At 64.3% G+C, this 25795-nt stretch carries 23 protein-coding genes; 14 read left to right on the top strand and 9 right to left on the bottom strand.

What is annotated here, in order from left to right; genetic code table 11:
• Positions 1-3 precede the first annotated feature (3 nt).
• Complete coding sequence (gene murI / locus L5849_RS03565; RefSeq protein ID WP_236924444.1) at positions 4-798, bottom strand: glutamate racemase; 795 nt, start codon at positions 796-798, stop codon at positions 4-6.
• A gap of 74 nt (positions 799-872) precedes the next feature.
• Here murI and plsY point away from each other — a divergent pair, with 74 nt between their 5' ends.
• The 5 genes from plsY (at position 873) to L5849_RS03540 (ending at position 7641) form a co-directional block, all read left to right on the top strand.
• Positions 873-1496 (top strand): glycerol-3-phosphate 1-O-acyltransferase PlsY, encoded by a 624-nt coding sequence (plsY, locus tag L5849_RS03560; protein ID WP_234041434.1) that lies wholly within the window; start codon positions 873-875, stop codon positions 1494-1496.
• On the top strand, positions 1493-2602 hold the full coding sequence (dprA, locus tag L5849_RS03555; RefSeq protein WP_236924443.1) for a DNA-processing protein DprA: 1110 nt from the start codon (positions 1493-1495) through the stop codon (positions 2600-2602). The genes plsY and dprA overlap by 4 nt, the downstream gene beginning before the upstream one ends.
• A 257-nt stretch (positions 2603-2859) precedes the next feature.
• Entirely contained in the window at positions 2860-5436 is a 2577-nt protein-coding gene (topA, locus tag L5849_RS03550; protein ID WP_236924442.1) for a type I DNA topoisomerase, read from the top strand.
• Entirely contained in the window at positions 5436-5618 is a 183-nt protein-coding gene (locus L5849_RS03545; protein ID WP_236924441.1) for a hypothetical protein, read from the top strand. The genes topA and L5849_RS03545 overlap by 1 nt, the downstream gene beginning before the upstream one ends.
• Positions 5619-5817: 199 nt before the next feature.
• Positions 5818-7641 carry a diguanylate cyclase gene (locus L5849_RS03540; RefSeq protein WP_236924440.1) on the top strand — a complete coding sequence of 608 codons (1824 nt, stop codon included), beginning with the start codon at positions 5818-5820 and terminating at the stop codon, positions 7639-7641.
• A gap of 42 nt (positions 7642-7683) precedes the next feature.
• Here L5849_RS03540 and L5849_RS03535 read toward each other — a convergent pair whose 3' ends face one another.
• From L5849_RS03535 to lepB, 4 genes are read right to left on the bottom strand one after another with little or no spacing between them, the layout of a single operon-like run.
• Positions 7684-8937 carry an MgtC/SapB family protein gene (locus tag L5849_RS03535; protein ID WP_236924439.1) on the bottom strand — a complete coding sequence of 418 codons (1254 nt, stop codon included), beginning with the start codon at positions 8935-8937 and terminating at the stop codon, positions 7684-7686.
• Positions 8938-8959: 22 nt separating this feature from the next.
• Positions 8960-9874 carry a GTPase Era gene (era, locus tag L5849_RS03530; protein WP_236924438.1) on the bottom strand — a complete coding sequence of 305 codons (915 nt, stop codon included), beginning with the start codon at positions 9872-9874 and terminating at the stop codon, positions 8960-8962.
• The gene (gene rnc / locus L5849_RS03525; RefSeq protein WP_115417133.1) at positions 9871-10542 is read right to left on the bottom strand and encodes a ribonuclease III; all 672 of its coding nucleotides are present in this window, start codon (positions 10540-10542) and stop codon (positions 9871-9873) included. The genes era and rnc overlap by 4 nt, the downstream gene beginning before the upstream one ends.
• Positions 10539-11435: a signal peptidase I gene (gene lepB, locus L5849_RS03520; protein ID WP_115417132.1), complete on the bottom strand. Its 897-nt coding sequence runs from the start codon at positions 11433-11435 to the stop codon at positions 10539-10541. Before lepB ends, rnc begins: the two co-directional genes overlap by 4 nt.
• Positions 11436-11502: 67 nt before the next feature.
• Here lepB and pgi point away from each other — a divergent pair, with 67 nt between their 5' ends.
• Complete coding sequence (gene pgi / locus L5849_RS03515) at positions 11503-13053, top strand: glucose-6-phosphate isomerase (protein ID WP_236924437.1); 1551 nt, start codon at positions 11503-11505, stop codon at positions 13051-13053.
• Here the strand turns inward: pgi and L5849_RS03510 are convergent.
• Together L5849_RS03510 and L5849_RS03505 are read right to left on the bottom strand one after the other, a co-directional pair.
• Positions 13050-14171 (bottom strand): PAS domain-containing sensor histidine kinase, encoded by a 1122-nt coding sequence (locus L5849_RS03510; protein WP_236924436.1) that lies wholly within the window; start codon positions 14169-14171, stop codon positions 13050-13052. The genes pgi and L5849_RS03510 overlap by 4 nt on opposite strands.
• A complete protein-coding gene (locus L5849_RS03505; RefSeq protein ID WP_236924435.1) occupies positions 14158-14940 on the bottom strand; it encodes an alpha/beta fold hydrolase in 783 nt (260 codons plus the stop codon). The genes L5849_RS03510 and L5849_RS03505 overlap by 14 nt, the downstream gene beginning before the upstream one ends.
• 279 nt (positions 14941-15219) lie before the next feature.
• On the opposite strand from L5849_RS03505, the gene L5849_RS03500 reads away from it, so the two are divergent.
• Together L5849_RS03500 and gorA are read left to right on the top strand one after the other, a co-directional pair.
• The gene (locus L5849_RS03500) at positions 15220-16590 is read left to right on the top strand and encodes a DEAD/DEAH box helicase (RefSeq protein WP_236924434.1); all 1371 of its coding nucleotides are present in this window, start codon (positions 15220-15222) and stop codon (positions 16588-16590) included.
• A 94-nt stretch (positions 16591-16684) separates the two neighbouring features.
• Positions 16685-18037 carry a glutathione-disulfide reductase gene (gorA, locus tag L5849_RS03495; RefSeq protein ID WP_236924433.1) on the top strand — a complete coding sequence of 451 codons (1353 nt, stop codon included), beginning with the start codon at positions 16685-16687 and terminating at the stop codon, positions 18035-18037.
• Between the two features lie 75 nt (positions 18038-18112).
• Here gorA and L5849_RS03490 read toward each other — a convergent pair whose 3' ends face one another.
• The gene (locus L5849_RS03490; RefSeq protein ID WP_236924432.1) at positions 18113-19216 is read right to left on the bottom strand and encodes an FAD-binding oxidoreductase; all 1104 of its coding nucleotides are present in this window, start codon (positions 19214-19216) and stop codon (positions 18113-18115) included.
• Positions 19217-19386: 170 nt separating this feature from the next.
• Between L5849_RS03490 and L5849_RS03485 the strand changes: the two genes are divergently transcribed.
• The 6 genes from L5849_RS03485 (at position 19387) to L5849_RS03460 (ending at position 24285) form a co-directional block, all read left to right on the top strand.
• Entirely contained in the window at positions 19387-20103 is a 717-nt protein-coding gene (locus tag L5849_RS03485; protein ID WP_306664116.1) for an SDR family oxidoreductase, read from the top strand.
• A 99-nt stretch (positions 20104-20202) separates the two neighbouring features.
• Complete coding sequence (locus tag L5849_RS03480) at positions 20203-20751, top strand: TspO/MBR family protein (RefSeq protein WP_236924430.1); 549 nt, start codon at positions 20203-20205, stop codon at positions 20749-20751.
• A gap of 285 nt (positions 20752-21036) precedes the next feature.
• Positions 21037-21282: an accessory factor UbiK family protein gene (locus tag L5849_RS03475; RefSeq protein WP_236924429.1), complete on the top strand. Its 246-nt coding sequence runs from the start codon at positions 21037-21039 to the stop codon at positions 21280-21282.
• Positions 21283-21331: 49 nt separating this feature from the next.
• Complete coding sequence (locus L5849_RS03470) at positions 21332-21931, top strand: DNA repair protein RecO (protein WP_115417124.1); 600 nt, start codon at positions 21332-21334, stop codon at positions 21929-21931.
• 114 nt (positions 21932-22045) lie between these two features.
• A complete protein-coding gene (leuB, locus tag L5849_RS03465; RefSeq protein ID WP_236924428.1) occupies positions 22046-23113 on the top strand; it encodes a 3-isopropylmalate dehydrogenase in 1068 nt (355 codons plus the stop codon).
• Between the two features lie 32 nt (positions 23114-23145).
• The gene (locus tag L5849_RS03460) at positions 23146-24285 is read left to right on the top strand and encodes a glycosyltransferase family 2 protein (protein ID WP_236924617.1); all 1140 of its coding nucleotides are present in this window, start codon (positions 23146-23148) and stop codon (positions 24283-24285) included.
• 231 nt (positions 24286-24516) lie between these two features.
• Here L5849_RS03460 and L5849_RS03455 read toward each other — a convergent pair whose 3' ends face one another.
• Positions 24517-25788 (bottom strand): phospholipid carrier-dependent glycosyltransferase, encoded by a 1272-nt coding sequence (locus L5849_RS03455; protein ID WP_236924427.1) that lies wholly within the window; start codon positions 25786-25788, stop codon positions 24517-24519.
• Positions 25789-25795 lie beyond the last annotated feature (7 nt).

Raw genomic sequence — 25795 nt, 5'->3', positions numbered from 1 at the left:
AGGTCAGAATTTCTCCAGTCGGTCGATACCCCGCTCGGCAAATGCCGGTGCGAGTCTTTCGAAATCCGCCAGCGCGCCGGTAGTGATCGCGCGGTCGCCGGTGCTGCGGGCGAAGGGTTGGCCTTCGGTGAGATGCGCGATCCGCCGCGCGATCCCCTGCGCTCCATGCACGAATTCGACCCCCTGACCGAAGGCTTCGCGCAGTTCCTGTTCGAGCAGCGGGAAATGGGTGCAGGCGAGCACGATTGTGTCGATATCGCTTCCATGCGCCTGCAGCATGAGGCCTTTCGCCGAATCGGCCACGTCGTCGATGCATACGCGTTCCCCGCGCAATTTGGCCTCGGCCAACGGGACCAGGCCATTGGCGCCGTGGCGTAGCAACCGCTTGCCCACCGCAAAGGCATGTTCGAGATCGTCGACATATCTCTGCCGCATCGTTGCCTCGGTGCCGAGCAGACCGAAAACGCCAGTTTTGGTGAGCGCGGCGGCGGGCTTGATCGCGGGCACGGTGCCGACGATCGGCGTTTCGAGCACGTCGCGCACCATGCCGAGCGCGATCGTGCTGGCGGTGTTGCAGGCAATGCAGATCAGGCGCGGCTGGTATCGTTCGGCCATCCGCCCGAGCAGCCCGGCGACGCGCGCGGCCACCTCCGCCTCGCTCTTCGTGCCATAGGGCAAGCCCGCCACATCGGCGGCGTAGATTACCGGCGCATCGGGCAGCACCTTGCGCAGTTCGTCCAGCACGGTGAGCCCGCCAACGCCGGAATCGAACAGGAGAATGGGGGAGGTTGCGTCCAAAGCGGATATTCCGTGCGGCCTGAGCTTGTCGAAGGGCCGTACTTAACTTTACAGCACAATCAAAGAGGAAGGGCGTGGCCGCGATCGGGCGCCCGGCAGCGGAGGTTCCCGTGGACGCATTTTACGCAGCATTGCTCGGCTATGTGGTCGGATCGATCCCCTTCGGCCTGTTGCTGACCAAAGCAGCGGGCATGGGCGACGTGCGCCAGATCGGTTCGGGCAATATCGGCGCGACCAACGTGCTGCGCACGGGCAATAAGGGGCTCGCCGCCGCTACGCTGGTACTCGATCTCGTCAAGGGACTCGCCCCGGTGGCAATCGCGGGCCAGCTCTGGGGCGAAGTGGCGATGGCCTTTGCCGCCGGTGCCGCGGTGCTAGGCCACTGCTTTCCCGTCTGGCTGGGGTTCAAGGGCGGCAAGGGCGTGGCGACCAATGCTGGCGTTGCCTTCGGTCTCGCCTGGCCGTTGGGGCTGGCCTATGCCTTCATCTGGCTGAGCGTACTCGCGATCTTTCGCGTCTCCTCGCTCGCCGGAATGGCGGCGGTCGTCGCTGCGGCTGCCGCCGCGCCGCTCTTCGGCTATCCGCAGTTCTTCCCGGTTCTTGCCGCGATCGCGCTGCTGATCATCTACCTCCACCGCGCCAATATCGCCCGGCTGATGAAGGGCGAAGAACCCAGGATCGGCGGCTCGAAAGAGTGAGCGGCGGGGCGCAGCCCGCACTGTCGCAGGACGAGGCTTTCGCCCGCATCCGCCTGCTACGCTCGCCCAATATCGGGCCGGTCAGCTATGCCATGCTGTTGCAGCGTTTCGGCAGCGCTACAGAGGCGCTGGGCGCGCTACCCGATCTCGGCAAGCGCGGCGGGCGGCAGTACCGCGCTTGCCCCGCCGACAGGATCGAGCGCGAGGTCGAGGCCGTGCGCAAGGCGGGCGCGAAGTACCTGTTTCACGATCAGCCCGATTATCCCGCACTGCTCGGTCAGATCGATGGAGCGCCGCCGATCCTGATCTGGCGCGGCGATCTGGCGCTGGCGTCGAAACCCTGCGTCGCCATGGTCGGCGCGCGCAATGCCAGTGCCGCCGCAGTCAAGCTGGCGCGCGATTTTGCGCAAGGATTGTCCGAAGCTGGTTTCACCGTGGTTTCCGGCCTGGCGCGCGGGATCGACGGCGCGGCGCATGAGGGGGCTTTTCCCACTACTATCGGGGTCATCGCCAGCGGCATCGACATTGCCTATCCCCCACAGCACGCCGAATTGCAGGAGCGGATCGCCGACGAAGGCCTGCTGCTGGCCGAACAGCCGCCGGGCACCGAACCGCGCGGCAGCCACTTCCCCAGCCGCAACCGGATCATCGCCGGGCTCGCGGGCGGAACGCTGGTGGTGGAGGCCGCGGTCAAATCGGGCAGCCTGATCACCGCGCGGCTGGCGGGGGAGGCGGGGCGCGAGGTCATGGCCATTCCAGGCAGTCCGCTGGAAGCGCGCAGCCACGGCTGCAACCACTTGATCCGCGAAGGCGCGGTGCTGGTGCAGACGCCCGAAGACGTGTCCGAGCTGCTGTCGACCTTCGACGGCGAGTCCCGATCCACTTTTCGCGAACCCTCACCGGCCTTCGATTTCGAGCCCGGCGGGTTGGCAGAGACCGACCCGGCCGACATTGCCGGTCTTTTGACAAGCGCGCCGGTACCGGTGGACGAAATCATCCGCCAGTCGGGCGCCGATGCCGGCGCCGTGCACCTTGCGCTGCTCGAACTCGAGATCGCCGGACGGCTCGAGCGGCATGCGGGCGCCCGGGTCAGCCTTTCGCTCTGATGGCGGCGAAATTGACGCGTTCTTGCAAGCGCGATTCGCAGACGCGTCTTATGGTGAATTCACCAGGTGGCCGATTCGGCCATCGCGATTTTCCGGACTGAATAGCGGGCACCCCCCAACGGCGCTCGCGACGGGCCGTCCGTGTACCTCCTAGGCCGGGCGGCCCGTTCGGTTTTTGGCGCTTGACGCCAATCGGGACCGGTCCCCATTTTCGCGCGTATACGCACGTACACACGTAAGGGACTGTAATTACCCCCATGCAACTGGTTATCGTCGAATCGCCCGCGAAGGCGAAGACCATCGAGAAATACCTTGGCAAGGACTTCAAGGTTCTGGCCAGCTACGGCCATGTCCGCGACCTGCCGCCGAAGGATGGCAGTGTGCGCCCCGACGAAGGTTTCGCGATGGATTGGGAGCTCTATCGGGACAAGCAGAAGCGGTTCAAGGAAATCGCCGACAATGCGAAGGCGGCCGACCGCCTGATTCTCGCGACCGACCCCGACCGCGAGGGCGAGGCGATTTCATGGCACGTGCGCGAACTGCTGGCCAAGCGCAAGGCGCTGCCCAAGGATGTCGAGCGCGTGACCTTCAACGCGATCACCAAACGGGCAGTGACCGACGCGATGAAGGCGCCGCGCGATCTCGACCAGGATTTGATCGACGCCTATCTCGCCCGCCGCGCGCTCGACTATCTTTATGGCTTCACGCTGTCTCCGGTGCTCTGGCGCCGCCTGCCGGGCGCGAAGAGCGCCGGCCGCGTGCAGTCGGTCGCGCTGCGTCTGATCGTCGATCGCGAGATCGAGATCGAGAACTTCCGCGCCGACGAATACTGGTCGGTCATCGCGAAGTTGCAGCATGACGGCACCGAATTCGACGCGCGGCTGGTCAAATATGACGGCAAGAAACTGGAGAAGCTCACCCTCGGGAACGAGGGCAGCGCCATGGCCGCAAAGAATGCGGTCGAGGCGGCGAACTTCACGGTCGAGGAAGTCGAAACCAAGCCTTTCAAGCGCAATCCGGCTCCGCCGTTCACCACCTCCACCTTGCAACAGGAAGCCGCCCGCAAGCTCGGCTTCTCGGCCAGCCATACCATGCGCTGCGCGCAGTCGCTCTACGAGGCGGGCGCGATCACCTATATGCGTACCGATGGCGTGAGCATGGATGGCGGCGCGATTGCCGATTGCCGCAAGGCGGTGGCCGATCGTTATGGCGGCCATGCGCTCCCCGATAGCCCACGCATGTACAAGTCGAAGGCCAAGAACGCGCAGGAAGCGCACGAGGCGATCCGACCGACCAACTTCAATCAGGACCGCGCCGGATCGGGCGATGAAGGCAAGCTCTACGACTTGATCTACAAGCGCGCGATGGCCAGTCAGATGGCCGCGGCCAGCCTCGAACGCACCAGCGTTACCCTGCGCGACGCGACCGGCCAGCACGAGCTTCGCGCGACCGGCCAGGTGGTCAAGTATCCGGGCTTCCTCGCGGTTTATCAGGAAGGTCGTGACGATGCGGAGGACGACGAAGACGGCCTGCTGCCCACGATCGCGAAGGGCGATAGTCCGCTCAAGAAAAGCGTCGATGCGAACCAGCACTTCACCCAGCCGCCGCCGCGCTTTTCCGAAGCCAGTCTGGTCAAGCGGCTCGAAGAGCTCGGCATCGGTCGCCCCTCGACCTATGCCAGCACCATCCAGACTTTGCGCGACCGCGCCTATGTGCGGATGGAGAAGAACCGCTTCTTCGCCGAGGAAAGCGGGCGTCTGCTGACGGCCTTTCTCGAACGGTTCTTCCCGCAATATGTCGCCTTCGATTATACGGCGGGCCTGGAAGACGAGCTCGACATCGTGTCCGACGGGCGCGAGGACTGGAAGAAGCTGCTCGAAGCCTTCTGGCGCGATTTCAAGCCCAAGACCGAAGAGGTGATGGAGAAGAAGCCTTCGGAAGTGACCGAGGTGCTCGACGATTTCCTCGCCGATTATCTCTTCCCCGAACGTGCCGACGGCAAGGACCCGCGCCATTGCCCACTATGCGAAACCGAAGGGCGCGAGGGCGGCAGGCTGGCGCTGCGCGGTGGCCGCTATGGCGCTTTCGTCGCCTGCGCCAACTATCCCGAATGCAAATACACCCGCCAGTTCGCCAAGCCGGGCGGTTCCGACGGCGATGACGGCGCCGATGACGGCGTCATGGGCGAGGATCCGGAAACCGGCCTGCCGGTCGAGCGCAAGAGCGGCCGCTTCGGCCCCTATGTCCAGCTTGGCGAGGGCAAGGAGGCGAAGCGCGCGAGCATTCCGAAGGACCTCGACGATTTCGATCTCGAATGGGCCTTGAAGCTGCTCAGCCTGCCGCGCATCGTTGGCACGCACCCGGAAACCGGCAAGGAAATCGAAGCCGCGATAGGGCGTTACGGCCCCTATCTGCGCCACGATGGGAAGTACGGCAAACTGTCGTCGACCCGCGAAGTCTTCGAGGTCGGCATGAACCGTGCGGTCGATATTCTCGCCCAGGCCGCCAATCGCAAGGGCGGCGGGCGCGGCAAGGCCGAACCGATCAAAACGCTGGGCGAACACCCCACCTCGGGCGGCGAGATCAAGGTGATGCCGGGCCGCTATGGCCCCTACGTGACCGACGGCACCACCAACGCCACGATCCCCAAGGATGTGAAACCCGAGGACGTGACCGAGGCGCAGGCGATTGAGCTGATCGACGCGCGTGCCGCGAAGGGACCGGCAAAGAAGGGGAAGGCCGCGCCGAAGAAAAAGGCCGCCGCGAAAAAGAAGCCTACGGCAAAGAAGCCCGCGGCGAAGAAGAAGCCTGCCGCGAAGAAGGCGGCGGGCTGATGGCCAAGGAACGGTTCGAACGGCACAAGCAGCCCTGGACCGGAGAGGAAGCGGGCCAACTGCGCACGCTTGCCGGAAAGGGGCAGGGGCTGAAGCAAATTGCCAAGGCGCTGGGGCGCAGCGAGGAATCGACCAAGGATTTCGCCAAGAAGAACAAGATCAAAATTGCGAAGAAACGGTAGGCACGCTGCATTGTCCCGCAGTCAAGGCTGACTGGCGGCGAGGCATGTTCGCGCCCGTTTCGAGTCCGTCGGCGGCGGCGAAAGTGAAGCCTACTGCGTGAGGTGCCGATGGTTGAAGGCTCCTGGCTGAATACCGCGTCAGGAACCATACCGCCTCGGCCTTAACGCTTCGGTTGGTCTTCCCTGCCATAAGGCAGCCATGCGTTTGGCAACCATCACCAATGTGGCCTATGGGGCGACCGTCGCCTTGACGGTCGTATCCGGCGTTATGATGCTTTTGGCATCGAATGCGCATGATCGCGAACGGGCCGCTGTCGAACAGCGCTATCAGCTCGACAAGGCGACCTCCCGGCTCGGCCGGGACATCTACGCCATGAGCGAGCACGCGCGCCAGTATGTCAACACGGGCGACGAGACCTACGCCGTGGTTTATCGCCGCGACGAAGAGGAACTGGAATCGGTCGAGCGGCGGATCGAACATATCGGCGATGCCGGTGCCAGCCAGAACGAACTCGCCACGCTGGCCGAAGCGATCCGCTGGGCGGATACGCTGCATGATGAACAAGTCGCAGCGATCGCGGCTTACGAGCGGGGCGACGAAGCGCGCGCACGGCAGATCCTGTTCGGCCCGGAATACGAGCGCGAATTGAACCGCGCCGAAATGCTGGTGCAGCGTTTTCAGAACCAGCTCGACGGGCGCATAGAAAGAGTGGTGAACGAAGCGGCGGCAATCGCGGCCATGTGGAAATTGCTGGCTGAAATCGTGCTGGCGATCACGGGTCTCCTGTTTCTGTTCGTGCTGTATTTCATTTTCAAGCGCCGCGTGCTGCATCCCGTGGTCCGGCTGAGTGATGTGATCGGCAGGTTAGCCGCCGAGGACTACGCTACCGAGCTGCCCGAAGTGAGCCAGATCGACGAAATCGGGGACATGGCGCAGGCTATCCGCGTTTTCCGCGAAAACGGCTTGGCACGGCAGCGCCTCCAGGCCGAACGCGATGCCGACAGCGCCCTTCGCGAACTGCTTTCGCGCATGACCCAGCGCATGCAGAGCTGCGATACGCTGGAAGACTTCGAAGACGTAGTGCGCCGGTTCGTGCCGGAGATCGACCCGGGGCGGGCCGGACGTCTCTATTTGTTCGACGAATATCGCAATGCGATGGTCGAAGCTTGCACATGGCAGAAACCGGTCCATTCGCAGGCCGAATTCGCGCCCTCCTCCTGCTGGGCTCTGCGACGTGGAATGCCCCACAGACCACAAAGCGACGGAATAGATGTGCCTTGTCAGCATCTCGCATTGGCGGATGGGGAAATATCCGATTCGCTTTGCCTGCCGTTGATGGCTCAGAACGAAACACTCGGACTGCTCTATCTCGAGGTCCGCGATGACAGCGCAGACGTATTACCGACGCCGGCCAACTATATCGAGATGCTGGCCGAAAACATCAGCCTGGCGCTGGCGAATCTCAAATTGCGCGACGCGCTTCGAAAGATGGCCATGCACGATACGCTGACAGGCCTTTCCAATCGCCGCAGCTTCGATCACGTCATGGAAAAGCTCCGCACGGGCGAGGGGGATGCCGCCGCGCGCATGAGTTGCCTGATGCTGGACGTCGATCATTTCAAGAGCTTCAACGACCGTTTCGGTCACGAGGCCGGCGACCTCGTGCTGAGCGAAGTGGGCAAGGTCCTGCAAAAAGCCACGCGCGAACCCGAATTCGCCTTCCGCTACGGCGGCGAAGAATTCGTGCTGCTATTGCCGGATTTCGACAGCGAGCAGGCAGCGGCCCGCGCGGAAGACATTCGTTTGCGGATTGCCGCGCTCAATCTTCACCACGACGGCGAACGGCTCGGCCGGATCACGATATCGATCGGTGTTGCAAGCGTTCCGGAACATTGCGATCTGAGCCAGATGGTCCAAGCTGCGGATGCCGCGCTGTACCGCGCGAAGGAGGGTGGGCGCGACCGAGTGGAACTGGCCCAGTGTCGGCGGGAGATAAGGGGAAGTACCCTGCAAACGGGTTGATCCCGACCGACCCACCGATCGCAGACCCGGTCGCCAATTGCTTCATAGCCTTGCGTAGCCGAACACGAGGCTTGCCGCCAATGCCACCATGCTTGCCGCCAGGGCGATGGCGGCGGGCCGTGCCTCGTGCCTGCCATAGGCCACGGTCACGCCGAGCTTCACGCACATATTGGCGAGGATCGTTCCCGCGATGGCCAACGCGGCGAGGCGCGGCGCGATCGTGCCGGGTTCCAGCCCTCCCGCAGTCACGATGGCCGCATCCACATCCATGCTGCCCATCAGCAGCAGCAGGATGGCAATGCCCTGCTCGCCGAATTCGCCTTGCGCCCAGCGCGCGGCCACTGCGGCAAGGGCAACGAAGGCGACGAAGGTCAGGGCGGGTAGCATGGCGATGGGGTTGCCCGGCGGTGCCGGTCCGGTCGTGCTGGGGGCCTTGCGGTAGAGCCAGTAGCTCGCCGCGAAGCCAGCGATCAGCGCGGGCGCCACCACCACCACGAACGGTTCGAGCAGGCTGGTCGCGAGCACCGCGACAAGAATGATGACCCGCAGATACATGACCGCGCTGGCCAGTGCGATCCCCGCATTCTCCGCGCCGCCGCCCATGCCCGATCCAAGCCGCTGGGCGAAGGAATGGGTGACTGCCGTGGAACTGTAGGCCCCGCCGATCACCGCAGTGGCGATCGTTCCCCGGCGCGCGCCGAACATGCGGTTGGCGACATAGCCGACGAAGGAAAAGCCGGTGACGATGACGACCACCAGCCACAGCACACGCGGCTCCCACGCGTCGTATGGGCCGTAGCGGCCTTCGGGCAGGAAGGGCAGTACCGCCAGCGCGATGACCGCATAGCGGGCGAAGGCCTTGATGTCGGCCTCGTCGAGCGCGCCGACCCAGCGATGGGCCTCGGTGCGCAGCGCAAGGATTAGCGTGACCACCGCCGCGCCCGCCACCGCCAGCGCTTCCTGGCCGATTCCCGCGAGGAACCCCAGCCCGAGCGTGACCATGGCCGCCACCGCGCTGGTCGCGTCGGGCCTCCCGGTGTCGAGTACCGAGCGCGAATAACCGATGGCCACCAGCGCCGCGGCGAGCGCGAAAACGATACCCGAGACGATGGGGTATCCCAGCAGGCCGATGATTCCGCCTAGCCCCGCTGTCATGCCGAGCAGGGTGAAGGTCCTGATGCCCGCAACCCGCATTCCCGGCGTTTCGTCGCGCAGCTTCCAGCCGCGTTCGATTCCTATCAGAAGCCCGACCGCGAGCGCTGCGGCGAGCTGGGGTACGAAGTGGGACGCAAGCATGTCCAGCGGAAAATCTCCCGGCTCAGCTCTTCCAGTCGAGCCCCATTTCCTCGTACATTTCCTTGTCCTCGCTCCAGCGCTCGTCGGTCTTCACATGGAGGAACAAATGGACCTTCTGGCCGAGCAATTCGGAGAGTTCCTCGCGCGCGGCCTTGCCGATTTCCTTGATCCGGCTACCGCCTTTGCCGAGCACGATGGCACGCTGGTTATCGCGCATGACGACGATCTGCTGGTGAATCTCGACGCTGCCATCCTTGCGCTGGATGTATTTTTCCGGGCGAACGGCGCTGTCATAGGGCAATTCCTCGTGAAGCTGCTGATAGAGCTGTTCACGGGTGATCTCGGTGGCGAGCAGACGCTCGCTGGCATCGCTCACCTGATCTTCGGGATACATCCACGGGCCTTCGGGCATCATCCCCGCCAGCGCTTCCTTCATTTCCGGCACGCCGTCACCGGTCAGCGCGGAGACGAAATAGACCGTCTCGAATTGGACCTTCTCACCAAGCTCCTGCGCCAGCGCCAGCAGCGGTTCCTTCTTCGCCACATCGACCTTGTTGAGGACGAGGATTTTGCGTTCGGGACGCTGGGCAACCTGTTCGAGCAGCGGTTCGAGTTCATGGCGTCGCTGCTTGACCGGGTCGACCAGCAGAAGCACCGCGTCGGCTGCTTCCGCACCTTCCCAGGCCGCGCTGACCATCGCGCGGTCGAGCCGCCGCTTGGGCGCGAAGATGCCCGGCGTATCGACCAGGATCATCTGCGTTTCCGCATCGTCGCTTGTGTGCAGCGCGATGCCCATCATCCGCGCGCGAGTGGTCTGCGCCTTGGCGCTGGTGATAGCGACCTTTTGGCCGACCAATTGGTTGACCAGCGTGCTCTTGCCCGCATTGGGCGCGCCGAGGACGGCGACGACGCCGCATCTGGTTTGCGTATCACTCACCCGAATTTCTCCATGAATTTGCGTGCCGCTTCCTTTTCGGCTTCCTGCTTGCTGCCCGCGCTGCCTTCCGCCGCGCCGACCCTGTGCACACTGACCCGCACGGTAAAGCGTGCCGCATGATCGGGCCCGGACCGGTCGATCAGCTCGTATTCGGGGGGCTTGCGCTGATTGCCCGCAGCCCATTCCTGCAACGCGCTCTTGGGGTGTTTCGACTTGCCCGCGCCGCTTTCGAGCGCCGGGCGCCAAAGCAGGCGGACGAGATCGCGCGAGGCATCGAACCCGTTATCGAGGAACTGCGCGCCGAGCAGCGCTTCCATCACGTCGCCGAGGATATTGTCGCTATCGCGGCCACCGTCGCTGCTGGCTTGCTTGGAAATGCGGATATGCGGCGCCAGACCGACACCGCGCGCAATGGTCGCGCACATTGCCCGGCTGACGATCGCGTTGAGACGCTGGGCGAGCTTGCCCTCCGGCGCATCGCTTTGCGCATAGAGCCAATCGGCAATGGACAGGCCGAGCACACGGTCGCCGAGGAATTCCAGCCGTTCGTAGTCGCGCTTTTCGCCCATGCTCCCATGCGTGAAAGCGGCGAACCACAGCGCCTCGTTTTTTACGGTAAAGCCGGTCTTCGCCAGCCATTCGCGCGTTTCAGGGGCGAGGGCGCTCATATGTCGCTTCCGATCCGGTCCCAGCGCGCGGCGGTGAACCAGGTCCAGGGCAGCAGCCACTGCGCGCTGCCATCGGTGGACCACAGCACACGGCTGGCGCGGCCGACCAGCAGGTCTGCATCGACCAGCCCCACACCGCCATCGGGCACGGGCGGAAAGCGGCTGTCGAGCGAGTTGTCGCGATTGTCGCCCATCATGAAAAGCTGACCTTCGGGGACGATTACGGGGTCGAAATTATCGGGATCGATCCGCACGGGCTGGCCGCGCGAATTGGTGACGAACCCGCCCGCGCCATCGGCAAGCAACCGCGCCCCGACCGGGCCGAAGTCGACGATCATGTAGCTTTTGCCGGAAGGCAGCGTCTCGCGGAACTGGCGATAGCGGCAGATCGTGCCGTCGACCACGATGCCTCCATCCCGGCGGCAGCTCGTATTGGCGCTCATCGGAATGTCGGCATAGCCCGCCGCCTCCTTGGGCAGAGGCTCGCCATTGAGGATCACCACGCCATCGCGGGTGGCGATCGTATCGCCGGGCAGGCCGATCACGCGCTTCACGTAATCGGCGCCGGTCACCGGATGCTTGAAAATCGCAACGTCTCCGCGCTCGGGCAGGTCGGCGAAAAGGCGCCCCTCCCACAAGGCCACTTCGCCCGGCAGCGAGAGCCTGGAATAGCCATAGGGCCATTTGGCCGCGACCAGATAATCGCCATTGCGCAGGTTCGGCAGCATCGATTCCGACGGAATGGTAAAGGGCGAAAAAATGAAGCTCCGGAAAATCAACACCGCGATCACCAGCTTGGCCACAAACCACAGGAAACTGCCGAGCGTTTCCTTTTCGGGTTCGTCCTTGGCGGGTGCGGGGCTCGAATTCCTATTCAGCGCTTGCTCTGTCATGCGGGGTTCTCAATCATCGCCGAAGTCCCTAGTCGCCGACCTGCGCACACGAAAGGATTTTTGAGCCATGACTTCTTCCGCCGCGATCTGGGACAAGCTCGAAAACCTGCCGCGCCCGACGCTGGGCGAGCTGTTCAGCGCGGTCCGCGACGGCGGCGAGGGCGCGGACGAACCCGGCGGGGCGGAGCGCGTGGCGATGCTCTCGGACCGGATCGAGCTGGGCGAAGGCGGCATCCTGTTCGACTGGTCGAAGACGCATCTCGACCGCGCGGTAATCGCGGCGTTCGAGGAGCTGGCCGAAGCGATGGACTTTACCGGCATGCGCGCCAAGCTGTTCGGAGGCGAGGTGGTCAACCCGACCGAAGGACGCGCGGCCGACCATGCTACGCTGCGCGGCACGGGCGACGAAGCCAAGGTCGAGGAGGCGATGGCGCTGATCGACCGTATGGGCATGCTGGTGGACGCGATCCACCAGGGCGCGCTGGGCGAGATCGAGCACCTCATCCACATCGGTATCGGTGGCAGCGCGCTGGGGCCGGCGCTGGGCGTCGATGCGCTTTCTCGCGACCTGTCCTATTGCGACGTCCACGTCGTCTCCAACATCGACGGTGTCGCGCTGGAGGCGGCCTTTGCCAAGTGCGATCCGGCCAAAACGCTGATCGCGGTTGCCAGCAAGACTTTCACCACCATCGAGACCATGACCAACGCTCGGTCGGCTCTCAAATGGCTTGCCGATAACGGTGTTTCGGACCCCGGCGGCCGCGTCATCGCGCTCACCGCCAATCCCGAAGGCGCGGTCGAATGGGGCGTCGACGAGACGCGCATCCTGCCGTTCCAGGAAAGCGTTGGCGGGCGCTATTCGATCTGGTCTTCGATCGGCTTTCCCATCGCGATGGCGGTCGGGATGGACGATTTCCGCGTCATGCTGGCGGGCGCCAAGGCTGTGGACGAACACTTTCGCGACACCGACGGGGCGGCCAATCTCGTGCTACGCGCGAGTTTTGCCGATCTCTACTACAGCCGTGTGCGCGGCTGCCAAACGCGCGCGGTCTTCGCCTATGACGAACGCCTCGGTCTGTTCCCCGACTACCTTCAGCAGCTCGAAATGGAATCGAACGGCAAGCGCGTTACTGCCGACATGCAGCCAGTGGACGGCCCGACCGCGCCGATTACCTGGGGCGGGGTGGGCACCGATGCGCAGCACGCGGTGTTCCAGCTCCTCCACCAGGGCACGCACCTTATCCCCGTGGATTTCATCGCCAGCGTGGCACCGGGCGACGAGCTCGACCCCGCGCACCACCGCATCCTGCTGATGAACTGCTTCGCCCAAGGCGCCGCGCTGATGGCGGGGAAGGCGGGAGAGGACCCCGCGCGCAACTATCCCGGCGACCGTCCCTCGGCCACGATCCTGTGCGACGATCTCGACGCCGCCGCGCTGGGCGCGCTGATCGCCTTCCACGAACACCGCACCTTCGCCAATGCCGTGCTGATGGGCATCAATCCCTTCGACCAGTTCGGCGTCGAACTCGGCAAGCAAATGGCGAAAGCGATCGAACAGGCCGGAGAGGCGTTCGACGCGAGCACCGAGGCGCTGGTGAAGGCGGCCGGCTTGGCTTAGCGCTGTTCGCTTTCCTTGGACGGGATGACGAGCTTGAAGGTTGTCCCGCCCTCATCGGAGGCGACTTCCATCCGTCCGCCATGCGCCGTGGCGATCTGGTCGACGATGAACAGGCCCAGTCCCAGGCCATCGTGATTGCCCTGTTTCGAGCCGCGATCGAACGGTTGAAACAGAGTCTCGAGGACATTGGCAGGAATGGGCGTGCCCGAATTCGTAACCGAGATTTCCAGTTTGTCCCGCGTCGTTATTGCCTTCACCATGACCGGGGCATCGTGCCTGCCGTGATGCAGGGCGTTCGAAAGAAGATTCGAAAGGAGCTGGGCCAAACGATCTGGATCGCACTTCACCGATGTCCCGATCGCAATCTCGCTGCGGATGTCGCGGTCGGGCCTTGCCGTTTTCGCTTCGACAATGACGATTTCCAGCTTCCTATCGAGGTCCGGCGTCGGCTGGAGTTCCAGCGAGATACCCGATCCCAGCCTGCCGCGGGCAAAATCCATGACATTGTTGATCAGCTCGATCGCGCGATCGATCGTCGAGTCCATGTGGGTGACGATTTCACGATCTTCGGTGTCGAGATTGCCGGAGTCCTTAAGCAGGCCGGTTCCCGCTTTCAGCGCAGCCACGGGGTCACGAAGATCGTGGCCCAGGACCGCGATGAACTGCTCGCGCAATTCGGCCTCGCGATCGCGCTGTTCCGTTTCGGATTCCGCGCGGATTTTCGACTCGAGAAGGTTGCGTTCGTATTTTCGGCGGTCTTCCGCAAGGAACAGCGTCAGGCGCGTGAAAAGATGGTTGTCCGATTCGTCCCGCTTTTCCGATGCATTGGCAATTACGGGCACGAGCCCGTGGTCGCATCTCAAGTCGAGGGCGATCTCGTAAACGAAGCCCTGCAGGCGCAGCAGCGGAGCAAGGTGCGTTTCGTAGGCGATGCGCCCACCGGTTCCGAGCAAGTCGCGCAGGGGTTTCCCGACCAGATCGTCAGCCGATAGATCGAGCCAGCCGAGCAGGGTTCGATTGGCCCGTACGATCGTTGAATCTGGGGCGAGCGACAGGTAGCCGCACGGCGCGTTTTCATAGAGGTCGAGGAGATCCTCGGTCGGGTCAGGCCCGGACATAGTGCCGGATTGCCTGCGCGACTTCATCCGGTGCGCTCAGGTTGGGGCAGTGCCCGGTCGCCTCCAATTGCACGAACGAGCTGTCGGGTACATTCTCGGCGACATATTTGCCGACCTCGACCGGGGCGATGATATCCTCGCTGCATTGCAGAACCAGCGTGGGGACGGGCACCGCCGACAGATCCGCCCGATTGTCCGAGAAGAAGGTAGCCCGCGCAAAATCGCGCGCGACATCCGGATCGGTGTTGCAGAAACTGTTGGTCAGCCTTTCGCCCAGTTCGGGGCGGTCGGGATTGCCCATGATCGCCGGTCCCATGGCGGCCGACCAGCCGAGGTGATTGTTGTCGAGGAATTCGAGCAGCTCTTCGATCTGCTGTTGGTCGAAGCCGCCAGTATAGTCCCCGTCGTCGATGTAGCGAGGCGAGGGGCCGACCATGATTAGCTGCTTGAAGAGATCGGGCGCCTCGATGGCCGCGAGCGCGCCGATCATCGCACTGACCGAATGGCCGACAAACACCAGATCCGGCGTGTCGATCGATCGCGCAACCTCGACGACGTCGCGTGCATAGCCGTCCAGGCTCGCATATTTCGCCTTGTCATATGCGCTCAGGTCGCTGCGTCCGGCCCCGACATGGTCGAAGAGCACGATGCGGAAGGAATCCGCCAACCGGTTGGCCACCGGTTCCCACATGCTCTGGTCGCAGCCAAAGCCGTGGGAGAACAGGAGGGTGGGGGATCCCGAGCCGAAGGTCCGGATATTATTGCGCATCTCAATCATGTGGGGGATTGTTACCAGCCTATCGGTTAATTCCAAGGTTACACGCAAACCCTCGTACGGCTTGACTTTCATCATGCCCTGCACCACATGCACGCCATCGAAGCGCGCTAGCCAGCGTGAAGCGGCGATGACGTTACATCCATCGCCCCGGCCGCGCCTCGGTTCATCTTCCAAGACTTCCCAATTCACGCGGGTGGTTTCAAACCCCGCGACCGCGCCCGGATTCCGCCTTGGAACCGACGGCGCGCCGCATGTTTAATGCGAGTAATCATGACTCAGTTTTCCGACCTCGGGCTATCGCAGCCCGTCCTCCAGGCCCTCGACCTCAAGGGCTACAATGAACCCACGCCGATCCAGGCGCAGGCGATCCCGCATGTGCTCGAAGGCCGCGACCTGCTGGGCATTGCGCAGACCGGAACCGGCAAGACCGCCGCCTTCATGCTGCCCAGCATCGACCGGCTGCGCGATGCCGACCGGCAGACGCCGTTCAAATCCTGCCGCATGCTGGTGCTCGCCCCGACGCGCGAACTTGCCGGGCAGATCGCCCAGAACGCCAAGGAATATGGCGCGCTGGCGGGTCTCAAAGTGCATTCGATCGTCGGCGGCACCTCGGTCAACAAGGACCGCAACAAGCTGCATCGCGGGACCGATATCCTCGTGGCCACGCCGGGCCGCCTGCTCGACCTGATCGACCAGAAGGCCTTCACCCTCGACAAGGTCGAAGTGCTGGTGCTCGACGAGGCCGACCAGATGCTCGACCTCGGCTTCATCCATGCGCTGCGCCGCATCAGCCAGCTTGTGCCCGAAGACCGCCAAACGCTGTTCTTCAGCGCCACCATGCCCAAGCAGATCCAGGAACTGGTCGGCAAATATTGCCGCAATCCGGTCAAGGTCTCGGTGACGCCCGAAAGCACCACGGCCGAGCGGATCGACCAGTTCCTCTTCATGGTCCAGCAGGACGAAAAACAGACGCTGCTCGAAATGATCCTGTCCGAACGCCACCAGGTGCCCGGCAAGTTCGAGCGCGTGCTGATCTTCGCGCGGACCAAGCACGGCTGCGACCGGATCGTGAAGAAGCTGTCGCAGGTCGGCATCCCGGCCAATGCCATCCATGGCAACAAGAGCCAGCCGCAGCGCGAACGCGCGCTCGACGAATTCAAGCGCGCCAAGACCCCGATCCTCATCGCGACCGATGTGGCCGCGCGCGGGATCGACATTCCGGGCGTCAGCCATGTGATCAATTACGAACTGCCCAATGTGCCGGAACAATATGTCCACCGCATCGGGCGCACGGCGCGCGCGGGCAAGGACGGCATCGCCATTGCCTTTTGTGCCGAGGACGAGCGCGACTATTTGAAGGACATTCGCAAGAAGACCGATGCGGAGTTCGAACGCCTGCCGCTGCCGGACAATTTTCGTGCAGTGGTGGAAGGTGTCGGGCCGACCAAGCGCGCGGCTCCCGGCCAGCGCATGGCCAAGCCCAAGGTTCGCCCCACCGGCGATGCCGCGGCGCGCCGGTCCAAGCCCAAGAACAAGCACCCCAACCGCGCCGGCGCGCCCAAGCGCGACGGTGCACCCGGTGGCAAGCCGAGCGGCGGTCGTCCTTCGCGCAATCGCAACCGACGCCGCGCGGGGCGTTAATCCGAAGCCAGGGGCAGCTTCCCTGTAACTCCTGCCTTGGCAAATGCGTATGGCGGGCCATATCGCACGCCTGCGCTAATTACGGAGCTGCCGCATGTCCGAGCAATACGATTTCGACCTTTTCACCATCGGTGCCGGTTCCGGCGGCGTGCGCGCCAGCCGCGTCGCGGCGGCTCACGGGGCGAAGGTCGCGATCGCCGAAGAGCACCGGGTCGGCGGCACCTGCGTCATCCGCGGCTGTGTGCCCAAGAAGATGCTCGTCTATGGCGCGCATTTCGCCGAGGATCTGAAGGATGCGCGAAACTTCGGCTGGAAAACCGAGAATTGCGAATTCGACTGGGCGGTTCTGCGCGACAATGTGCTGAAGGATGTCGACCGGCTCGAGGGTGCCTATACCGACACGCTCGAAAACCACGATGTCGCCATCTTCCACGAACGCGCGGAGATTACCGGCCCGCACGAGATCACGCTGGCGAGCGGCAGGAAGGTCACGGCGAAATACATTCTGATCGCCACCGGCGCTCGGCCGCGCCTGCCCGAATGCGAGGGTGCGGAACATGCCATCACCTCGAACGAGGCGTTCCATCTCGACAAGTTGCCGGAGCGCATCATCATCGCGGGTGGCGGCTATATCGCCAACGAGTTCGCGGGCATTTTCAATGAGTTCGGAAGCAAGGTGACGCTGGTCAACCGCAGCGACAAGCTGCTGCGCGGCTACGATCCGGCGCTGGTCGACCGGCTGCTGCAGATCTCGATCATGAAAGGCATCGAGTTCAAGTTCAACACGAAGTTCGAATATATCAAACCGTGCGAGGATGGCGGCTATTTCGTCAAGCTGACCGATTGCGACGAGGAGCGCGTCGACCAGGTGATGTTCGCCACCGGGCGCGTGCCCAATGTGGAAGGGCTCGGCCTCGACAAGGCAGGCATCGAAGCGGGCGACAATGGCGAGATCAAGGTCGACCGGTTCAGCAAGACCAATGTCGATCACATCTATGCCGTGGGCGACGTGACCGATCGAGTGCAATTGACGCCGGTGGCGATCCGCGAAGGGCAGGCCTTTGCCGACACCGTGTTCGGCGGGCAGGAGCCGCTGGCGGTCGACCACTCCTGCATTCCCAGTGCCGTCTTCAGCCATCCTCCCATCGCGGCGGTCGGCATGACCGAGGGCGAGGCGAAGAACAAGCTTGGCAGCGTCAAGGTCTATCAGTCCGACTTCCGGCCGATGAAGAACGTTCTGGCCGGACGCAATGAGCGTAGCCTGTTCAAGATGGTCTGCGACGGAGAGAGCGGCGAAATCGTCGGCATCCACATGATCGCGCCGGAGGCTGCGGAAATGATGCAGGCCGCCGCGATCGCGGTGAAGGCCGGGCTGACCAAGGCCGATTTCGACGCCACCACCGCGATCCATCCGACGATGGCGGAAGAGCTGGTGCTGATGCGCTAAGGACAGCTGTGAAGGGCGGTCCACAGTCCGCCCCCCTTGCTACAAAAACCGGGAGGCGGGTGGCTTGTGGGACTGTTAGAGCAGCCGATCCGGTGCCAGCGCCGCTTGGTCGACCCCCACCGCCTGCAATTCCTCCGGCCATTCGCCCCCCATGGCCAGCGCTTCTGTGGCCAATGACATGGCGGGCGAGGTCTGGAGGCCGAAGCCGCCCTGGCCTGCCAGCCAGAAGAAGCCGGGGGCTGCCGGGGCGAAGCCCGCCACCGGCAGGCGATCCGGGGTAAAGCTACGCAGTCCCGCCCATTTGCTTGCGAGGCGGGGGATGGCAAGCGTGGTGGCCTCCTCCACCCGCCAGGCGGCGAGCGCCACGTCCTCCTCCTCGGGCTGGGCATCGCACGGGCCGCTTTCGCCTTCGTCCATCGGGCTGGCGAGCAGGCGGCCGCTCCCCTCGGGTTCGATGTAGAAACCGGGGCCGACTGTTTTGGTGAAAGGCCAGGCGGAAACGTCCACCGTCACGTCGAAGGTGATGACCGTGCGGCGCAGCGGGCGGATACCGATCGGAGCCACACCGGCGAGACGCGCCACTTCGTCCACCCATGCTCCCGCCGCATTGATCACCACGCGCGCGGCATAGCTGGTGCCCGGCGTATCGACGATCCAGCACCGGCCATCGTGATGCAGCGAAGCCACCGGCGCCTTAACGGCAACCGATCCGCCCCGCGCGATCAGCGCCTTGCGATGCATTTCGAGCAAGGCATGGGCATCCAGCTTGCGGCCCGCAGGATCGAGCAGCGCTCCAGTGATCCCGCCTTCGCCTTCGCGCAGTACGGGAACATGGTCACGCGCTTCGCCTGCCGACAGGCGGCGTGCCTGCGGTGACCATTGGCGATAGTTCACCTCCAGCCGGTCGAGCACGTCTTCCTGTCCATCGAGCGCGACGAACAGCGCGGGGTGGGGACGGACGGCGGGCTCTTCCAGCAGCGGCAGGCTCGCCGCCGTCAGCGCCCGCACCAGCGGCGCATCCATGTCGAAATGCGCAAAGGCGGCGCTGCGGCCCGAGGAATGCACACCCGGCGCCGCCTCTGTTTCGCACACGACGACCTCGCCATGGCGCGCCAGCCGCGCGGCCGCCGACAATCCGGCGATGCCAGCACCCACCACGAGGTAGTCGACCTGTTTCATACGCGTCTCCATTGCCGCTCATGCCCTTGCGGCGTAGCCTCCCGCCCGGCAAGAGATAGGGGCAAGCACGGCAATTGGCGCGATGTTTCGGAAGGGGATTTGCCGGAACGCACACCGCGCCCCATCGTTCGCAGCCTCGTGGAAAAAAGGATAGTGAAAGCCTGATGGACATGAATGGCAAGCGTGTGCTCCTCACCGGAGGCACGGCAGGTATCGGCGAGCAGATGGCGCTCCAGCTCAGGGACAAGGGCGCCGAGGTGATCGTGACCGGGCGTTCGCTCAAGCGGCTGGAGGCGATGCGCAAGCGCGGGTTCGAGGCGATCGAGGCGGATCTTCACACCCCGCTCGGCGCCGAGCGCATTCTTCATGCGCTGGGAGACCGCATCATCGATGTGCTGGTCAACAATGCCGGCCAGGGGGTCGACCACGATTTCCGCGAAGCCGCGCCCGATGCGGATGCGGCGGACGATTGCATCCATACCAATCTCAACACGCCGATCCGGCTGATTACCGCGCTTGTTCCGCGGCTGAAACAGCGGCCCGAGGCGGCGATCGTCAATGTCACCAGCGGGCTTGCCATCGCGCCGCGCGCGGGCGGCCCGGTCTATTGCGCGACCAAAGCGGCGCTGCGCAGCTATACGCAGGCGATCCGCGCGCAACTGGCCGATACGAATGTCGCGGTAATCGAGGCGCTGCCGCCGGTGGTCGACACCCAGATGACCGCCGGGCGCACCAACAAGAAGATGCCGCCCGAAGAATGCGCGCGGCAGATCGTCCACGCGCTGGAGAAGGGGCATTCGGAAGCCAATGTCGGCATGGTCAAGATACTGAAGGCAGTTCACTCCGCTTCGCCGGCATTGGCGCGTAAAGTGATGCTGCGGTTTTAAAACACCGCTCCACCCGGGTACGAATCGCGCCGGCGCATTGCCACTGGGCCAAGGGCTCGTCACAAGGCGCATGAAACGAATCGCTGACGGGATATTCGCATGAACATGCTGGCGTCGCGCGGGCAGCTGCGCGCAAGTTTCATTCGCTGGGCACTTTTCACGGTTCCGCTTTGCGTGTTGCTGGGCTTCCTTGCGGGGATGTTGGGCAGCCCAGACACCGCCTGGTTCCAGAACCTCGCAAAGCCGGATATCTACCCCGAACCCAAATGGTTCGGTATCGTCTGGACGATACTTTATGCGATGATCGGCCTGTCGGTGGCGCTCGTCGCTTCGGCCTGGGGCGCACGCGGGCGCACCGCCGCCCTATGGGTCTTCGCGGTGCATTTCCTGCTCAACCTTTCGTGGAGCTACGTATTCTTCGGGGCGCAGCAGATCGCCGGGGCGCTTTTTCTGTTGGTCGCAATCGTGCTCACCCTGCTGGTGGTCATCGCGCTGTTCTGGCGCGTGCGGAAACTGGCTGCAGTTCTGCTGCTGCCCTATCTCGCCTGGGTCTGCTTCGCGACCGCGCTGAATTACCAGTTTTTGCAGCTCAATCCCGATGCGGATGGTGGCGATCCTGACGGCGCGGTCGAACGGGTGAGGATTTGAATTCTTGTCTTTCGAACCCGCCTCCGCGGGTTCGTCCTCGCTAGACGCGCAGCAAGCTGCGCCCGCTGCGGGCGGCCGGTCGGCCTTGCCGTCCACTGGTCGTGGACGGATCATGCGCGATCAAGCTGTCCTGCGCCGATCCGAGCCGCAGGCGAGGCAAGCGCGACTGCGCGCCCGCAGCGATGCGACCTTCAGGTCGCATGAGCGAGGAAAGCCTAAGGCTGCGGATGCGGCCGCCGGCGCTTGAGGCTAGACAAAAACCGCATCGCGTCCCAAGGGGACGGGATGCAATCTCAGAACCCGTTGATCGCCGATTTCGTCAAACTCGCCAATTCGGCGGCCGGTACGCTTGCCGGCATGGGGCGCGAGGCACGCGATGCCGCGCGCGAGCGGGCGAAGGAAACCTTCGGCGGGATGGATTTCGTCAGCCGCGAGGAATTCGACGCGGTGAAGATGATGGCCGCCAAGGCCCGCGAGGAGGCGGAAGACCTCAAGGCCCGCGTCGCGGCTTTGGAAGCCAAGATCAAGTGACCGTCGCCCCTGCGAAGGCAGGGCCACGGATGGTGCTACAGGGCAGCCCATGCACCTCACCGCACCCGCTATATTGATCGCCGCGCGCCCGCATGGGGAAACGGCGGTGATCGCGCGGCTGCTCACCGAAGAGAGCGGAGTGGTTGCCGCCTATGTCGCGGGCGGGCGCGGGCGGCAGTTGCGGCCGGTAATGATCCCCGGAAACGTGGTGCAGGCGGACATCCGCGCCAAGTCGGACAGCCAGCTACCATTCGCCAGGCTGGAGCTGGTGCGGAGCCGGGGGCCGTGGCTGTCCGAACCGCTATCGTCCGCCGCCATCGCATGGGCCACCGCGCTCACCGCCGCGGCACTGCCCGAGCGCAACCCCTATCCCACGCTTTACGCGGCGCTCGGCGGACTGCTCGATGCGATCTGTTCGGCCGATGCTGCGCGCCAGTGGGTCGAGGCGCTGGCCATCTACGAGACGCTGCTGCTGCGCGAGCTGGGCTATGGTGGCGAGCGGCCCGCGATAGCGGACCTTGGGCAGGCCTTGGAAATTCTCGACCGCCAGGAACCGCTTATCGCACGCTACCTGCTTGCCGATACCCGGGCCGACGTCCTAGCTGCACGGCAACTCCTCAGGCAGCGGCTGGCACGGATGATATCCTGATCGGTCATTGCGAGGAGCCGCTGGCGACGAAGCAATCCATGGCGTTTCGGTAGCCGCATTGTCGGTCCATGGATTGCCGCGCGGCCGTGCCGCTCGCAATGGCGAGGTAGTGACTTGAAGATTGCAGTTTTCGCAGGCGACGGGATCGGTCCCGAGGTTACGGCACAGGCGCTGCGCGTGCTCGATGAACTCGCGCTGCCCGGTTTGACGCTGTTAGAGGGCGATGTCGGCGCTGTGGCCTACCGCCGCCATGGGCATCCGCTCCCTCAGGAAACGCTGCAAATGGCCTGCGCCGCCGATGCCGTGCTGTTCGGCGCGGTGGGCGATTTCACCTGTGACGACCTGCCGCGCGACTTGCGGCCCGAACAGGCGATCCTCGGCCTGCGCAGCGAGCTTGGCCTGTTCGCGAACCTGCGCCCGGCGGCTGGCTTTCCCGGCCTCGAACACCTGTCCTCGCTCAAACCCGAAGTCGCGCGCAGCATCGACCTGCTCGTCGTGCGCGAGCTGAATGGCGATGTCTATTTCGGCGACAAGGGCGAACGGGTGAGCGATGGCGGGCGCGAGGGGTGGGACGCCATGTCCTATAACGAGGCCGAAGTGAGCCGCATCGCGCATACCGCCTTCCGCGCCGCGATGGGCCGGAACAAGCGCTTGACCAGCGTCGACAAGGCCAATGTCCTCGAAACCAGCCGGATCTGGCGCGAGACGATCGTCGAGGTGGCGAAAGACTATCCCGAGGTCGAACTCGATCACATGTATGTCGACAATGCCGCGATGCAGCTAGTGAAGTCGCCGGGCCAGTTCGACACGATCGTCACCGGCAATCTGTTCGGCGATATCCTGTCGGATCAGGCCTCTGCCTGCGTCGGGTCGATCGGCCTGCTCGCCAGCGCCTCGCTCGGCGAACGGCAGACCGATTATGGCACTTTCGGCCTTTACGAGCCGATCCATGGCAGCGCACCCGACATTGCGGGTGAGGGCAAGGCGAACCCGGTGGCCGCCGTGCTGAGCCTCGCGATGCTGCTGCGCCACTCGCTCGGGCGGGAGGAAGACGCGGCGCGAATCGAGCGCGCGGTCGAGGGCATTTTGGCCGATGGCGTGTTTGGCGGCGACCTCGGCGGCAGCGCTTCGACGGGCGAGATCGGCGATGCGATTGTTAGGAAGCTGGTAACCATATCTTGAGGAATGCGGCATAACCGGGTCATGCAATGGATATGACCCCGGAAACGCAGCCCTCCATAGCCAATACCGTCTCCAGCGCCCGTCCGCTGGACCTCGCCATCATCCTGCCGACGCTCAACGAGCGCGACAATCTCGAACCGCTGGTCGAGCGGATCGAGGATGCGCTGGGCATCTCGGGCTGGGAGGTGCTGATCGTCGACGACAATTCGTCGGACGGGACCAGCGACGAGGCTCGCCGTCTGTCGCTGTCCGACCCGCGCGTTCGAGTCATTCAACGGATCGGCCGTCGGGGCCTGTCGAGTGCGGCGATCGAGGGGTTCTGCGCCACTGCCGCGCCCTATGTCGCGGTGATGGATGCCGACCACCAGCACGATCCCAGGCTGCTTGTCGATATGCTTGCGGCAGTCAAATCGGGCGAGGCCGAGGTCGCCGTGGCCAGCCGTTTCGCCGAAGGCGCGAGCATGGAGGAATGGGGGCGTCCCGACCGCGAGAAGCTGTCGAGCGTGGCCAATTTCCTCGCCCGCAAACTGACCGGCGTGGACCTGTCCGACCCAATGAGCGGCTTTTTCCTGCTGCCCACCGCGACGGCGCGCCGCCTGGTGCCCAACCTGTCGGGTATCGGCTTCAAGATATTGCTCGACCTGTTGGCCACTTCCGACACACCGCTCAAGGTGAAGGATTTTCCGATGAACTTCTCCGCTCGCCGCTCCGGTGAAAGCAAGCTCGATCGTGCGATTGCCCTCGATTTTCTCGCCGGTCTTTATGACAAGAGCTTCGGCCGCGTCATTCCCACACGCTTCGCGCTGTTCGGGACGGTCGGGGTTATCGGCATCGGCGTGCACATGGCGATCCTTTATGCCTTCCTATTGATCGTCGGAACGAATTTCGGCTGGAGCCAGGCGGTCGCGACGTTCGGGGCGATGACCTTCAATTTCTGGCTCAACAACTTCCTGACCTACCGCGATCGCCGCCTGAAAGAAGCGGACAAGGTGTTCTGGGGCTGGCTCAGTTTCATCGTGGCCTGCTCGATCGGCGCCTTCGCCAATGTCGCGGTGGCGACCACGTTGTATGATCGCGGCCTTCACGAAGTGCTGGCCGCACTGGTCGGCATCGGCATCGGCTCGGTGTGGAACTACGCGCTTTCGAGCCGCTTCGTGTGGGGCAGGTATTAGGGATTGTTGCGTGCGGTCGGGACATCGGTCCCGGCCCTGCGGTGGCACCAGCCCACTCCCCCACCCGGCCACCCATGGGATCATGCTGAATGGGTGGCCGGGTGGGGGAGTGGGCTGGTGCCGCAAGCCTTCGACGGATGTCGAAGGCGCATCCACCAAAGACTCCGGGAGGGGAGCGGGAAGGCACAGCCTAGGGAAGCGCGGCTGCGCCTCACGCACGCAGCGAAAAACTCACCTCCAGCTTTCCAGCCAGGTCCAAACGGCGAAACTGTCAGGCCCTTTCAGCGGCGCACCGCTGATGATGGGATAGAACCAGGCGAATACCAGCACGCTGCTGACGACCGGCGCAAGCGCGGTTTTCCGCCAGCCGTTCTGCCACAATGCGTCGCAGGCCAGCGCCAGCGCGGCGAGCAGCGCCATGCTGGGCAGGGCGTAGTGGTAATAGAACTGAACCGGCTTGCTCGCCATGATCCAGAACCCTAGACTCACGCCATAGAGCGCGACCACGCCCAATGCGGTCCAGTGGCGGCGGACTACGCCGTGCCAGGCGCACCAGGCGAGCGCGGGCAGGCCGAGCAGCATGGTCAGCGGATTGCCGATCAGCATGATTCCGCGCTGCACGCCATCGATCGGCTCGTAGAGATACCAGATCGATCGCGCGTTCAGCACCCATTGCTCCCAGGTCGACTGGTAGGGATGGGGCTTGAGCACCTGTTCCTGCTGCGACAGCATGAACTGGTGGTGGAACAGCAGACCTTCGGTAATCGGGTTCACGCGGAAGAAGAAGGCCGGAAGATAGGTCGCGGCATAGACCGCCAGCGGCAGCACGCCGAGCCACAGCGTCGCCTCGACCAGCGTGGTGCCTGGAACGGGCGCGCCCCGGCGGCTCAGGAACAAACGGCGGCGCCCGGCTGCGGCGCGGGCGAAGAAGAACGCAAGGCCGGGCAGCATGGCGATAACGAGCGCGTTCCATTTGGCGCCCATGGCGAGGCCCAGCGCGATACCGGTCAGTGCGAGCCGCCAGCGTCCCTGTTCGGGCTGGCGGATGGCGGCGGCATAATGCCAGGCCGCGAGGCTGAGGAAGGCGAGGCAGAAGATGTCCAGCATCGCGATCCGCGCGTGGATGAACAGATGGAAGCCCGTCGCCAGCAACACGCCATAGGCAAGCGTGGCAAAGCGGCTCAGCGTGCCGAACCATAGCGCCCGCATGGCGGCGAACAGGGCGAGCGTGCCGAACAGGGTCGGGAGCAGACGCCAGCCCCAGGGATTGTCACCGAACATGGCCATGCCGAGCGCGAGTAGCTGTTTGCCCAGCAGCGGGTGTTCGCGATTGGTGAACTCGCCCATGACCAGCAGCTCGCGCGCGGCGGGGAGGTAGTGGACCTCGTCGAAATAGGGTTTCTGGGCGACGGTGAGATGCGGCAGGCAGGCCAGCCAGAAAAGCAGTGCCAGCGCGGCGCACCAGCGCAAGGGATCCTTGGGTTGCTCGGGCGCGCGGCTCATTGGCAAG

Source organism: Erythrobacter sp. SN021 (assembly GCF_021864455.1).
Note: the sequence above shows the minus strand (reverse complement) of the source record. Positions and strands in the feature narration are given on the sequence as shown.